Annotated in this window: 8 protein-coding genes and 2 CRISPR repeat arrays; of the genes, 5 read left to right on the top strand and 3 right to left on the bottom strand. The window is 49.2% G+C overall.

Annotation, left to right across the window (positions count from 1 at the left end):
• The first annotated feature begins 83 nt into the window (after window positions 1-83).
• Genes DWZ54_RS02500 through cas6f form a run of 4 tightly spaced genes read left to right on the top strand, consistent with a single transcriptional unit; the run spans window position 84 to window position 3,839 of the window.
• A complete protein-coding gene (locus tag DWZ54_RS02500; RefSeq protein ID WP_158573595.1) occupies window positions 84-1,283 on the top strand; it encodes a type I-F CRISPR-associated protein Csy1 in 1,200 nt (399 codons plus the stop codon).
• Window positions 1,280-2,227, top strand: a complete 948-nt coding sequence (gene csy2, locus DWZ54_RS02495) for a type I-F CRISPR-associated protein Csy2 (RefSeq protein WP_118474361.1) — start codon at window positions 1,280-1,282, stop codon at window positions 2,225-2,227. Before DWZ54_RS02500 ends, csy2 begins: the two co-directional genes overlap by 4 nt.
• 2 nt (window positions 2,228-2,229) lie before the next feature.
• Window positions 2,230-3,252 carry a type I-F CRISPR-associated protein Csy3 gene (gene csy3 / locus DWZ54_RS02490; RefSeq protein ID WP_118474360.1) on the top strand — a complete coding sequence of 341 codons (1,023 nt, stop codon included), beginning with the start codon at window positions 2,230-2,232 and terminating at the stop codon, window positions 3,250-3,252.
• A gap of 5 nt (window positions 3,253-3,257) precedes the next feature.
• The gene (cas6f, locus tag DWZ54_RS02485) at window positions 3,258-3,839 is read left to right on the top strand and encodes a type I-F CRISPR-associated endoribonuclease Cas6/Csy4 (RefSeq protein WP_158573594.1); all 582 of its coding nucleotides are present in this window, start codon (window positions 3,258-3,260) and stop codon (window positions 3,837-3,839) included.
• A gap of 129 nt (window positions 3,840-3,968) precedes the next feature.
• A CRISPR array of direct repeats spans window positions 3,969-8,146; the repeat unit is 28 nt; unit sequence GTTAACTGCCGCATAGGCAGCTTAGAAA.
• 156 nt (window positions 8,147-8,302) lie between these two features.
• Here cas6f and DWZ54_RS02480 read toward each other — a convergent pair.
• The 3 genes from DWZ54_RS02480 to DWZ54_RS02470 form a co-directional block, all read right to left on the bottom strand.
• Window positions 8,303-8,884 (bottom strand): transposase, encoded by a 582-nt coding sequence (locus DWZ54_RS02480; RefSeq protein WP_118474358.1) that lies wholly within the window; start codon window positions 8,882-8,884, stop codon window positions 8,303-8,305.
• A 36-nt stretch (window positions 8,885-8,920) separates the two neighbouring features.
• A complete protein-coding gene (gene tnpB / locus DWZ54_RS02475) occupies window positions 8,921-9,109 on the bottom strand; it encodes an IS66 family insertion sequence element accessory protein TnpB (RefSeq protein ID WP_118474357.1) in 189 nt (62 codons plus the stop codon).
• A 236-nt stretch (window positions 9,110-9,345) separates the two neighbouring features.
• The gene (locus DWZ54_RS02470) at window positions 9,346-11,124 is read right to left on the bottom strand and encodes an ATP-binding protein (RefSeq protein ID WP_158573593.1); all 1,779 of its coding nucleotides are present in this window, start codon (window positions 11,122-11,124) and stop codon (window positions 9,346-9,348) included.
• 307 nt (window positions 11,125-11,431) lie between these two features.
• Window positions 11,432-12,886: direct repeats of the CRISPR family, unit length 34 nt; unit sequence TTTGAAACCAACATCCCCGACAGGGGACGGAAAC.
• 19 nt (window positions 12,887-12,905) lie between these two features.
• On the opposite strand from DWZ54_RS02470, the gene cas1 reads away from it, so the two are divergent.
• Window positions 12,906-13,910: a CRISPR-associated endonuclease Cas1 gene (gene cas1, locus DWZ54_RS02465; protein WP_118016450.1), complete on the top strand. Its 1,005-nt coding sequence runs from the start codon at window positions 12,906-12,908 to the stop codon at window positions 13,908-13,910.
• Window positions 13,911-13,915 lie beyond the last annotated feature (5 nt).

Genomic DNA, 13,915 nt, shown 5'->3' with positions numbered 1-13,915 from the left:
TTTGATAATTTTTGGGGGAATACAAGCTATTATTGACCGTAGTAATTTTATGGAGTATAATTAAAACATGAGGAGGGATGTATATGGGATCGATAGCAACTTACATTGCCGATAAAGCGGTAAAGAAGAAACAGACCCCGGCTGAGTGGATACAAAGCAATCTACAGAACCTGGAACGCTGTAGGGCTGTATCACATATTGCTCGCTATACCAATCCGGATGTTGCAATCAGCATACACGATAATAGTCAGCCTGTTGGGCAAGGATATTTGACAACAGCTGACATAACAACCGAAGATGATTTGGTTGTACAAGGCGGAGCTGCTTATATGGCCTTTGCTTCATTCCTGGTAGGAAAGTTTTCTCAAAAGGAAACAGCAGAAGAGCAAAAGGCAGACCTTACTGCAAAGACAGCATGGCAATATTTTCGCGAAGATGCAGCATTCATCCGCAAAGAGATTGAATCTCTGGGAATTGCGTATGAACCGCTGAGAGAGAAGATCCTTGAGATTCAGCCACAGGAATTGCCGCAACAGACAGACACTCGTTTGCGGCAAGTGTATTTTCCGACAGGTGAAGATGCTTATCATCTGTTGACGGTTCTATCGCCTGTGTCGATGATGTTTTCTTTAACGGATAGGATTGAGGCTGCATCCCGTTTTCAGAGAAGATGCCGTGATAAAAAGTCGGAAAATTACGGAGAATCACATTGCATATTCCCTAATATTACACGTGCTGCATTCGGAGGATCACAGCCGCAGAACATGAGCTGTCGCAATACATCTCTTGGGATAGATATTTTGCCCTCTCAACCACCTATACTCAGTGGACGCAAGAAACGCTTACCCCAAAGGAATTTCTTTTCCGATTCGCTTTACTGGCGCAGATTTAATGACATGCTGTCCAATCTCGATACACTGTTTCGAGACCAGCGCCATAATCTTGAGATGCGGGAGCGCCGTGAAGATATTATCCTGGACTTTGTCGAAGCTGTCCTGTACGAAGCAAATCACTTGCAGACTCTTCCTGCTGATTGGAGCAAGGATACAGAGCTGTCCGATGAGCAGGCGGTTTGGCTGGATGCAGCCTACGGGAGTCAGCGTCAGGTCGATACGGATTGGATTTGGCCGGTCTGCTTGGACTTTGCCCGCTGGCTCGTCAATGCTTACAAAAAATTCTGTTGTTATGAGAAGCTACAAGAGATTTCGCTTTCTGACGTGGAGATGCATGCCTTTGCATCGACGATGGAGGATGTCCTGAAGCAGGAGGTGAGAGAAGGATGAATAGAACGAAAAAGTATTTGCTGCTGCGGCATGTCAAAATCCACAATGCAAATGCATTCAGCAGTCCTCTCACGATTGGTTTTCCCGCCATGACGGCGTGGCTGGGTGCCATGCATGCGCTTGAAAGAAAGCTTCGGCAGCATGAAGCGCTGTCTGATATCCGTTTGACGAAATTGGCTGTATCCTGCCATGATTTTAATCTGCAGACCTATAAGGGACCAGGCGACTATGTGAACTCGGTGATTATCACCGCGAATCCCTTGCGAAAAAAAGGTGCTTCCTTTGAGCGGCCTCCGTTTATCGAAGAAGCAAGAGTCCACTTGACCGTATCCCTCCTTATGGAGGTAGATGGATTAGCGCCGAGCAGCTTCTCGACTTTCACTGAGAAGACGACAGCGGCTTTGATGGGAATGAAGATTGCAGGTGGAGATATCCTTGATTTTTCGCCAATACAGGACCCTGTGGAATCAATTTCGACACGAAATTCCAGACTCCTCTTGGTGGATGAAGAAAATGAGAAAGATGTGCGCCGTGCGGTTCGCAGCCTCATGCCAGGATATGTCCTGGTAGAGCGTCGTCAGTTACTGAAACGGAAGCAGGAAGAACTCAATCAACAGGATATCCTGCAGGTGATGCTGGACTTGCTGGCTTTGCACTATGAATACGATGATGAACAGGATTCATGGCATTTACAGCCACGCAAAGAAAAAGGCTGGCTGGTACCCATCGTCACGGGATTCAAAGGGCTGACACCACTCGGACATGTTGCGAATCAGCGTGATGCGAGCACATTACATCACTTTGCAGAACCCGTGCTGACACTCGGCGAGTTCAAGATGGCCCATCGGTTTGATTGTATTGATGACATGATGTGGCATTATCATTATGATAAGGATAAAGATTTATATGTCTGTGTGAATGAATCAAATGAAGGAGAGGATTAATTATGGCAAAGTCAAGTGCGAAGGGCTTAGCAACAGTATTATCTTTTGAGAAAAAAATCGTTCTCTCAGATGGTTTGATGTATGGGACGACCTGGGATGATCGTCAGGGTAAAGCGACTTCCCTTCCTCTGCGCGAGAAATCCGTCCGGGGTACGATTTCCAACCGCTTGAAGGCAGCTGTGGCCAATGACCCTGCAAAGCTCAATGCCGAAGTAGAGAAACCTAATCTGCAGACTGTTGATGCGGCATCGTTGTCAATGAATCAGGATACGCTGAAGGTCACGTTTACGATGAAAATCCTGCCGGGAGCAGCTATTCCCGCAGCTTGTAATGTTGCGGAACATAAAGCAAAGATCCTGGAGATGGGACATCGCTATGTGGAGCAGTATGGTTTTCGTGAGTTAGCTAAACGGTATGCGCTGAATCTTGCGAATGCGCGCTTCCTCTGGCGGAATCGCGTCGGTGCCGAAGACCTGGAAGTACAGGTAAAAGCCGCCGATAAGCAGTGGCTGTTCCATTCGTACGATTATTCTCTGCAGGACTTTGACAACAGTGATGCAACGGTCGAAGCATTAGCAGAACAGATTGAATCGGCATTGGCTGGCAAGATTCCGTACCTGCTGTTGGAAATTACGGCTTTTGCCAAGATTGGCAAGGGACAGGAAGTTTATCCAAGCGAAGAACTTATCCTTGACAAAGGGAAAGGCAAGAAGAGCAAAGTCTTGTATGAAGTGAACAGCACGGCGGCAATGCATTCACAGAAACTTGGCAATGCGATTCGCACAATTGATACCTGGTATAACGCATATGAAACGGAGGACGGTGTGGGGCCGATTTCTGTAGAACCATATGGTACCGTGACGAATCTTGGCAAGGCGTTCCGCAATCCCAAAGATAAATGCGATTTTTATACGCTATTTGATAAATATTCACTAGGTGCTGATTTTGATAGCCCGGAAGCTGCACATTACGTAATGGCTATGCTGATTCGTGGCGGAGTATTTGGCGCAAGCGGAAAGGAATGATTGGCATGTGGTTCTTCCAAGATGTTATATTACAGCCGACAGAAGACATATCCGCTTCTTTCCTTTGGTCTAAAGTCTACCGTCAGATTCATTTGGCATTAGTCAACAGCAAGGATGAACAGGGAATTATCCGATGTGGAGTAGCTTTTCCCAAGTATTCCGATGAGCAGCCGACACTCGGCCGTCAACTTCGTTTGCTTGCTCCAGAAGAATCCGATTTGCAGCATTTGAATCTGACTGAGGCATTGAAGCGCTTTACACCAGATTATGTGAAAATAAAGACCATCCGTCCAGTCCCCGTCAGGGCCTGCAAAGGCTTCGTGACGTACGGGCGATATCAGCCAGAAGCCACTGTTATGCGGAAAGCCAGACGTTATGCAAAGCGCCATGGTATTTCGATAGAAGAAGCGCAAAAGCTTTTTCCGGCACCTATCAATAAAACCCGATATCCATATATTCAATTGGATAGTATGACCAACCATCATCGCTTCAGCCTGTTCATCCAAAAAAAAGAAGCAGTTGAGCAGCCCTTCAAGGGATTTTCTGCATATGGGTTCAGTACTGAAACATCGGTGCCTGACTTTTGACCTAAAAATTTTCCGTTGCTGGCAGGCCTTGTAAATCAAGGGTTTTGACAAGGACCTAAAATTTTGGTTAAATAAGGGTAAATAACTGCGAGCTTAGTCAGAATAAGGGTATTCACGCAGGATATTACTGTTAACTGCCGCATAGGCAGCTTAGAAAACGGACAGAGCAGAGAATGGCGATTGGATTTATGTTAACTGCCGCATAGGCAGCTTAGAAAGCGCTGTCATCCTGTGTCATGTCTTGCGTCATGTTAACTGCCGCATAGGCAGCTTAGAAAATATCGTTACAACGAATGGCGCTTTCACGAAGGTTAACTGCCGCATAGGCAGCTTAGAAATACAGCGCGTGGTGGCGATAAACAACCGTTACGTTAACTGCCGCATAGGCAGCTTAGAAAAGCATCTTTGCTCCACCCGTGATAGATGGATTTGTTAACTGCCGCATAGGCAGCTTAGAAATTGCTATGGCCACAACGGATCCCGTACTTGCGGTTAACTGCCGCATAGGCAGCTTAGAAAATCTCATTGACAAGGGTTCGCCCGCCGTGGAAGTTAACTGCCGCATAGGCAGCTTAGAAAAATAATTTTGAGGAATACAAGGATTGCACTAAGTTAACTGCCGCATAGGCAGCTTAGAAAATCGTCTGCACAAAAGATATTCGCGTACTGTCGTTAACTGCCGCATAGGCAGCTTAGAAAAACTGATTTCCGGCTACTGTTCCTATTGTCCCGTTAACTGCCGCATAGGCAGCTTAGAAATTACTATAGGGTTCGGATTTTTGTCTGCCGTAGTTAACTGCCGCATAGGCAGCTTAGAAATTACTTTTGCGACCACGTTACTATATAAAATAGTTAACTGCCGCATAGGCAGCTTAGAAAAGTAGAAAAAGAGATGCGGGGCAATTCTGGGCGTTAACTGCCGCATAGGCAGCTTAGAAATTTATCACTTCGTGATAGCTTCGCTAATCATCGTTAACTGCCGCATAGGCAGCTTAGAAAACCATGCTTTATAATACAATGCAACTTCGTGAGTTAACTGCCGCATAGGCAGCTTAGAAATCACTCAACAAACGGCTTTCCAGCGCTTGATTGTTAACTGCCGCATAGGCAGCTTAGAAAATACGATATATACGTCATCCTTTGTGATTTCCGTTAACTGCCGCATAGGCAGCTTAGAAAGCTTTAATGTTTTCCGGGACAAGTTTAGCCTGGTTAACTGCCGCATAGGCAGCTTAGAAAACCGCAATAATCTGTTCTATAACTATTTGTTTGTTAACTGCCGCATAGGCAGCTTAGAAAGATACGGCAACGACCGTATACAATAACAACTAGTTAACTGCCGCATAGGCAGCTTAGAAAGATACCGGCAGCGCATCACAAAGACGGAGGTCGTTAACTGCCGCATAGGCAGCTTAGAAATTCGCCAATCTCCGCGAGCAGGTCTTTCAATTGTTAACTGCCGCATAGGCAGCTTAGAAATGTCCGTGACGCCGCCGCCTACGCCGTCATCGGTTAACTGCCGCATAGGCAGCTTAGAAAGGAAGGATCTCTGCTGAAGCGTGAGGAGGCGAGTTAACTGCCGCATAGGCAGCTTAGAAAACCTCACATCAGAAAAGCCAGCTAACAATTAGGTTAACTGCCGCATAGGCAGCTTAGAAATTGCGGCTCTTGGTACGAAAGAGCAGTAGTTTCTGTTAACTGCCGCATAGGCAGCTTAGAAATGCTTGAGCTTGCCGATGATACTTTCCCGCTTGTTAACTGCCGCATAGGCAGCTTAGAAATGATTGATGATATTCTCGATGCTCTCGGAATAGTTAACTGCCGCATAGGCAGCTTAGAAAATCTGCTCCAGCTGCTCCCGCCAGTCATATCCGTTAACTGCCGCATAGGCAGCTTAGAAATCGTCCATTTGACTCTGGCGCTCTTTCTTCAAGTTAACTGCCGCATAGGCAGCTTAGAAATGCATGACATCCATAGCCTCCCCGCTGCCGAGGTTAACTGCCGCATAGGCAGCTTAGAAAACGTTCTCGTCCATCGCGAGCGACTGACAAAAGTTAACTGCCGCATAGGCAGCTTAGAAAAAAATGGTTTGCGTTTGCATATAAACATTCATTGTTAACTGCCGCATAGGCAGCTTAGAAAAAGCTCGGCATCACGGGCCTGATGGACACCAAGTTAACTGCCGCATAGGCAGCTTAGAAAAGAAGAGCACCGGTGCGGGCAAGTAAGGAGGAGTTAACTGCCGCATAGGCAGCTTAGAAAATGGAATGACGTGCTTGCGGCGCTTGTCGTCGGTTAACTGCCGCATAGGCAGCTTAGAAAAATATCCGTGCAGGCGGCCATGAGCAACCACGTTGTTAACTGCCGCATAGGCAGCTTAGAAAAATGCTGACTGGGAGAATCAATGCGCTTCCTGGTTAACTGCCGCATAGGCAGCTTAGAAAATAACATTGACGGCGTACTGCGCAATCTGCGGGTTAACTGCCGCATAGGCAGCTTAGAAAAGCCACGCAGATTTATTACCAGAATACGATGCGTTAACTGCCGCATAGGCAGCTTAGAAAGACAATATGCCTGCAACCATGTCAACGACTCCGTTAACTGCCGCATAGGCAGCTTAGAAATGGACATGGTAGACAGAGGACTCAAAGAGCGGGTTAACTGCCGCATAGGCAGCTTAGAAACTTGAGCTGTTCTTCCTGGACCGTGATGGCATATGTTAACTGCCGCATAGGCAGCTTAGAAAGAGATATTACCGCCAGTTTTATCTAACCTTACGTTAACTGCCGCATAGGCAGCTTAGAAAGCCCGGGCATAAGGCGGAGCAGCGGGTTCGAGGTTAACTGCCGCATAGGCAGCTTAGAAAAAACATAGGTACAGAGGAGACGGCAAAGCAGGGTTAACTGCCGCATAGGCAGCTTAGAAATGAGAGCTGCGCCAGTATTCGTCTCATGCGTGGTTAACTGCCGCATAGGCAGCTTAGAAACGTGTTAAGTCGGTCGCAACAAACGAAACACTGGTTAACTGCCGCATAGGCAGCTTAGAAATATATGTTATATACCCCTGCCATCTGCTACCCGTTAACTGCCGCATAGGCAGCTTAGAAAAATCATCAGTGCCCTTGTTCTGCTTAATCATCGTTAACTGCCGCATAGGCAGCTTAGAAATGATTGACGAAGAGCTGATTCAGCTTGATCAGGTTAACTGCCGCATAGGCAGCTTAGAAATTATATCAAAGACAATGCCAATTTTGTCTGGGGTTAACTGCCGCATAGGCAGCTTAGAAATGTCTGAAATGACGGCGCGACAATGGCGCCCGGTTAACTGCCGCATAGGCAGCTTAGAAAAGTTCGATACGAACGCCATCATCGAGCGATACGTTAACTGCCGCATAGGCAGCTTAGAAAAACATGTCACGGATCTTACACCAGCCAGATTCGTTAACTGCCGCATAGGCAGCTTAGAAATGTGCTTGCATCTGCTGGGCAAGCTGCGGGAAGTTAACTGCCGCATAGGCAGCTTAGAAATGTTACTACATCATTTCTCCACTGTTTAAACGGTTAACTGCCGCATAGGCAGCTTAGAAAGTTGGCAGGTAGACAGTGGGGAACAGCTACTGGTTAACTGCCGCATAGGCAGCTTAGAAAAGAAAGCTTTGTAATACTGCCGTATCCATTCGGTTAACTGCCGCATAGGCAGCTTAGAAAACGTCGGATTTCATGCGGCTTGACTTGTCTTCGTTAACTGCCGCATAGGCAGCTTAGAAAATTTTGACGTATCCAGATTATTGCCATTCAAGGTTAACTGCCGCATAGGCAGCTTAGAAAAAGCGCTGATAAAGGCTAGAGCGCTTGTCCTGGTTAACTGCCGCATAGGCAGCTTAGAAAATAAAGCCCGCCAGCGTGTTCACGATCGGCTTGTTAACTGCCGCATAGGCAGCTTAGAAAGCCAAGATTGCGTTTGTCACCAGTCCGGCCGGGTTAACTGCCGCATAGGCAGCTTAGAAATTCCGTGCTGTCCCGTCTGATCTGCTTGACCAGTTAACTGCCGCATAGGCAGCTTAGAAAATATGATGACAGCAGCAAGACCGCCGCCCAAGGTTAACTGCCGCATAGGCAGCTTAGAAAATGCGTTGATGGTATCATTATAGCGCGTAAGAGTTAACTGCCGCATAGGCAGCTTAGAAAAAGTTATTTAGACCGCTACGTTGGTGGTTGTTGTTAACTGCCGCATAGGCAGCTTAGAAAGTACAAAAAGCCAAGCGCGCCGGAAAGGCACGGTTAACTGCCGCATAGGCAGCTTAGAAAAGGACGGTCATCGCGATGCGCGTATCATAGTGTAAGCGCTAAATTATCCGGTGTATAATCTGCCAGCCTGATGGCTAAAATTTTCGTCATCACTGAAATGCGCATCAAAAAGCGCTGCTGTGCGAGCAAGGAAATTTGGATGGTTCATTTGCAGTTTTACTGGATTGTCTCATTCCATGGCAGGACGTCGTCGAGGTACTTGGGATGCTGCTGGATGTCGGCGTTTGACAGGTGCTTGAAGAGGTATTGGAACGGATTCAGGCCGTTGGCCTTGGCTTCTTTCGGGGAGTCGCTGAACAACCAGTTCTTGCGCCCCTTCTCTTTGTGGACCTGTACGGGCGTCTCATCTGCATGGATGATATCCTGCTCGAGGAGGCCCTGCTGCAGTCGCGAGACGAGCGGCATGGCCGGGTTCTCGATGGAGAAATGCTCTTCCTTGCGGCAGGTGAGGCATTGGAAGGATTCGCAGCAGTAGTCGATGATCTTGATCTTGGCGGGGATGAACTCAATTTCCGTGCGGAGCTTCTCTTTGCCCATGGTCGTCAGGGCCACGCTGCAACGCTTGCAGACGTGCGGGCACATCGATGCACGATTCGGGCGCATTTTTCTTCGCCTCGACTCCGTCTCGTTGAAAAGGTCCATCTGCTCGTTTGCAGTCTCCAGCAGAATCCGCTTCGTCCGTTTCGTGCGGGCCCCATAGACCATCTTCTGCAGCCGGGCAATCTGGGCCTTGAGCATCTGGACTTCTGTCTTTAGGGTGAGTCCTTCCTCGAGCTAGTGAAGCTGCTGTTCCGAGATTTCCAGCACGTCCTTGGGCTTATCCGACCATTGGTACTTGCCATCTTCGAGGCGCTTGCAGAGCAGCAGAAAACCCGTCTTATCCCAGAGCGGCCCCCTTGATGCGGTCCTTACGACGGCTGCAGAACAAGAGAGTGTCGACTGGTGCGGGTCCTCTGCGTCCACTTCTGAACATTATGCTGATGTTTTGCCCGACGGACTGACGTCATATGGATCCCTCCTGTGCCGTGAGTACATGCGCTGTATTATTTAGCGCTTATCCCGTAACTTTGGCTACAGTCGAGAACCCAGAATATGTTCACTTGTCGGCGATATATATGGATAAGAAAAGTCCCTCAGTCTATCTGGCAGGATGATGAAAAATCCTGATAAGCAGACGGAGGGACTTTCTCTATAGCTTGTTACTGCTGGCAGCGCGGGAAGGTCAGGGTGAAGCGGGTGCCGCGGCCTACCTCGCTTTCGGCTTTGATCTGGCCGCCGAATAGTTCGACGAGGAACTTGACGAGCGAGAGGCCGATGCCGTTGCCGCCGGACTTGCGGGCGCGGGCCTTGTCGACGCGGTAGAAGCGGTCGAAGATGCGCGGTAGGTCTGCAGCGGCGATGCCAATGCCGTTATCCTCGACGCACAGGTTGACTGATGCATCTGTACCTGCAGCGCGGACCGTGATCGTGCCGCCTTCAGGCGTGTACTTGATGGCGTTCTCAATGAGGTTATGGACAATCTGTCCGCAGAGTTCGGGGGTTGCGAGCATGAAGAGCGGATCTTCCGTTCCTTCAATGATGAGCTGCTGATTCTTGGCCTCTGCCGCATTGAGGAGGGCCTGGCCTTCCTGCCGTGCGACGGCTGCGAGGTCAACGGGCACCTGCACAAGCTGCTTGCGGCACGTTTCGTCGCTGAGGCGCGCGAGCTGCAGCAGGCTTTTCATGAGGCGGCTCATGCGCTGTGCTTCGCGGTAGATGATGCCGGCGAAATGGTGGCTGGCATCGGGGTTCTTGAAGTCATCGTCGAGCAGAGTTTCGGCAAAGCCTGAGATTGAAGTCAGGGGCGTTGCGAGCTCGTGGGCGGCATTGCTGACGAATTCCGCCTGCCGGTCGTTGATTTCCTGCAGCATCGAGATGTCGTGGAAGACGGCGAGCACGAGCTTTTGGTCGTCTTCTTCGGGGAAAGGCGCGAGGAAGACTTGGAAGGTGTAATGTTCGTCATCATCGCGGTCGGTGTGGAACGTGATGGTCTGTGAGCGGTTCTCGCGGCTGACGACCTGAGCCGTTTCCGAGAGCTGGGCATTGCCGATGACGTGGATGCTGTGGCGCTGCAGGCAGCCCGGCGACAGATGGAAGATGGCTTCGGCCTGCGGGTTGGCGTCGACGATATTGCCGCGCGCGTCGATGAGCATGATGGCGTTGTCGATGTTGTCGAGCGTCAGCGCGAGTTTGTGGGCTTCGGCCTGGGATTCCTGGATCTTCTTGGCCAGATTCTCGGTCAGGTGGTTGATGGTTTGCACGAGCGTATCGAATTCATCGCCGCTGTGCCAGCGCAGACGTTTGTCGAGGTTGCCGGCCGCAATCGCCATGGCATCCTGCGAAAGCAGCATGATGGGCCGGACCTGCCGGTGGGCCAGCCAGACGGAAATCAGGAAGGAGACGCTGAGCGCGAGGAAGAGGCCCCAGATGATGACCTGGAAGATTGTGTGGTAGGAGTGTTCCATCGGCGAGAGCGAATTGGCTGTACGGATGATGCCGGTCAGCTGTCCGTCGTGCCGGATGGGGACGGCCACGTACATGAGGTTTTCGTGCAGCGTCGCGCTTTCACGCACGGCGACGCCGTAGTCAGAGGTCAGTGCGGCCTGGACTTCCTCGCGCGCAAAATGATTGTCGAGGCGGTCGGCAGCCTGAGCCGTGTCACCGAGCACGTTGCCTTCGGCGTCCATGACGGTGATGCGCAGTCCCGTCTCGTTGTGCAGGCGTTCCAGCGTGTCATCGAGTGCGTCGCTGCGGACGTAGAAGGTCGGTTCAAGTGCGACTTCGATGATCTTGGCGTTGCGGATGAGGGCCGTGCGCTCGTTTTCGAGCGTGTAGTCGTGGAAGTAGTGGAGCAGGAAGGCTCCGAGCAAGGCGAAGGACGCAAAGATGATGAGCAAAAAGGATGTTACGAGCCGGCGCGTGATTTTTGAACGAAACATAAACATTTCCCCTGACTGCAGAGTTGATTCGACGCCTTTATTATATCATATTTATTCGTGATGTCTGGTAAGAGTTCTTGCATAGTCAATGTATGTCAAAAATAAGAAAACAAGAAGGATTTTGCGTATCTGCGTAGAATTAAAATAATAAATCCATTGTGGTGGTGACATAATCCGCACCGCGGCTTGCTGTATAAGGATTCGAGCAACATATAGAAACTTTTCGATTGACAAAACTGAGCGTTTTGCCATCCGCCCCGCAAAAGCCCGTTTCTCCATTGCCGCGCAACGGATTTCACCGACAGAGTTTGAAACCAACATCCCCGACAGGGGACGGAAACATGAACATTCAGATATTTCAATGTCATACCCATCGTAATGGTTTGAAACCAACATCCCCGACAGGGGACGGAAACGAGGGAGGTGATGACGTGAAGAACTGGGACTGGCAGGATGTTTGAAACCAACATCCCCGACAGGGGACGGAAACATTGAGGAGAAAGTGTTCTCCATAGGTAACACCGAAAGTTTGAAACCAACATCCCCGACAGGGGACGGAAACTAAGTGACAACGTGCTTTTGATTGTTTTTCCAGACAATCACGTTTGAAACCAACATCCCCGACAGGGGACGGAAACACAGAACGATAACAATGGCAAGTAAAACGTATTCCATTTGTTTGAAACCAACATCCCCGACAGGGGACGGAAACATTTAAGAATCAACTTGAATCAACTCTTACGATATAATGTTTGAAACCAACATCCCCGACAGGGGACGGAAACATCAAATCTTTCTCCGGCTTTTACGGCTTCCGCATAAAGGAAGTTTGAAACCAACATCCCCGACAGGGGACGGAAACTCTTTCGTGTAGAGGAATGCTGGGCTGAAAGACTGGAGTTTGAAACCAACATCCCCGACAGGGGACGGAAACTAGAGGCCGGATTCGTTGATGAAAACTGGATACTGGTCAGTTTGAAACCAACATCCCCGACAGGGGACGGAAACGGTTTGTAGTCATGTCTCCATGTCATAGCCACTGAGCACAAGTTTGAAACCAACATCCCCGACAGGGGACGGAAACCAAAAGCACGCCATGTATAGTCAAGCACGGCTTTCAGAATATTTGAAACCAACATCCCCGACAGGGGACGGAAACAGGATAATAGCTGCTGCATGATTCTTGATGGCCTCTACCAATTTGAAACCAACATCCCCGACAGGGGACGGAAACAGCTTCACCGCTTGCAGGTGGTACTTCTTCATGAACTCCGAATTTGAAACCAACATCCCCGACAGGGGACGGAAACCTTCACGAATTGCCGGTTTCTCGCTTTCAAAAGCCTCAATCAATTTGAAACCAACATCCCCGACAGGGGACGGAAACCCGCGCAGCAGATTGTAAATATACACCTGTTTTTCTTTGCATTTGAAACCAACATCCCCGACAGGGGACGGAAACAACACTGGCGTATCCTTTGACACGCATTCACATTTCACATATTTGAAACCAACATCCCCGACAGGGGACGGAACCCCCTTTTCTTTCTCAAAACTTCACCCCCTTGCCCTGGCATATTTGAAACCAACATCCCCGACAGGGGACGGAAACTATTGCGACTTTAATTGCACATGCTCGTCAGGTACGCCGATTTGAAACCAACATCCCCGATAGGGGACGGAAACCCTCAGGATTTAAATATTTACTAAGCTGCCTATGCGGCAGAATTTGAAACCAACATCCCCGACAGGGGACGGAATAATAGAAGGGAGGTCTTGCAATGAGTTTTGTTTATATCACAGAAGATGGCGCCTTTATCCGTAAGCGCGGGGGCAGCTTTATTGTGGGGCAGAACGATCAGGAGCTTATGGAGATTCCCGAAGCGGTGCTTGATGGATTGGTCATCATCGATTCCGTGCAAGTATCTTCTCGGGCGATGGTTGAGTTTCTTCGTTTGGGAATCCCCGTGACCTGGCTTTCACGGCGAGGTGCCTTCTTTGGCCGCCTGGAATCTACACGTCATGTCAATGTCTTTCGTCAGGAAAAACAGGTTTTGCAACGTGGCGGGCCATTTTATCTGGCCTTGGCCAAGAAATGCATAGCGGCAAAAATTCATAATCAACTGACGATTTTACGGCGTTATAATCGTTATACAGAGTCATCTGATGTACAAGACGGCATACGTCAAATCATCGCTAACAGCCGCCATATTGATACGGCAGGGACCAACGAGGAATTGATGGGGTATGAGGGCATCGTTGCCAGACAGTATTTCCAGGCATTGGGGAAAATTGTTCCCAAGGATTTTGCCTTTGCTAAGAGAAGCAAACGTCCGCCCAAGGATCCATTCAATGCGATGCTCAGCCTGGGCTATACCTTGCTGATGTATGAAGTTTATACGGCTTTGAGCAATGAAGGACTCCATCCTTATTTTGGCTTTCTTCATTCATTGAAAAATCATCATCCGGCACTCGCTTCAGATTTGATGGAAGAATGGCGGGCTGTGATTGTAGACTCGATGGTATTGTCACTGGTCAATCATCATGAAATCCGGCTGGATCACTTTGAGAAGGCTGCTTATGATGAGCAGGAACAAGGCACTTTCCTGACGCGGGAGGGACGTGCCATTTTTTTACGCGCGTATGAGAAAAAGATGCGGACGAAAAATCAATATGTGGAGGGTGTTCATTCCTATCGCCACAGCATTGCGCATCAGATTTCCCAATACGCCCAGGCATTGATGGCGGAGAATGCCGATATGTATGAGCCGATATTCCTGCGCTGAGGTGA

Source organism: Mitsuokella sp. AF33-22, assembly GCF_003475755.1.
Classification (GTDB): domain Bacteria; phylum Bacillota; class Negativicutes; order Selenomonadales; family Selenomonadaceae; genus Mitsuokella.
The sequence above is the reverse complement of the archived record's forward strand: the minus strand, read 5'-3'. Positions and strand labels throughout refer to the sequence as shown.

What these genes read in the sequence shown, in the direction of transcription:
- csy2 (WP_118474361.1), top strand. Translation starts at nt 1,280, where the DNA reads ATGAATAGAACGAAAAAGTATTTGCTGCTGCGGCATGTCAAAATCCAC.
- cas6f (WP_158573594.1), top strand. Translation starts at nt 3,258, where the DNA reads ATGTGGTTCTTCCAAGATGTTATATTACAGCCGACAGAAGACATATCC.
- cas1 (WP_118016450.1), top strand. Translation starts at nt 12,906, where the DNA reads ATGAGTTTTGTTTATATCACAGAAGATGGCGCCTTTATCCGTAAGCGC.
- DWZ54_RS02470 (WP_158573593.1), bottom strand. Translation starts at nt 11,124, where the DNA reads ATGTTTCGTTCAAAAATCACGCGCCGGCTCGTAACATCCTTTTTGCTC.
- DWZ54_RS02480 (WP_118474358.1), bottom strand. Translation starts at nt 8,884, where the DNA reads ATGCTCAAGGCCCAGATTGCCCGGCTGCAGAAGATGGTCTATGGGGCC.
- csy3 (WP_118474360.1), top strand. Translation starts at nt 2,230, where the DNA reads ATGGCAAAGTCAAGTGCGAAGGGCTTAGCAACAGTATTATCTTTTGAG.
- DWZ54_RS02500 (WP_158573595.1), top strand. Translation starts at nt 84, where the DNA reads ATGGGATCGATAGCAACTTACATTGCCGATAAAGCGGTAAAGAAGAAA.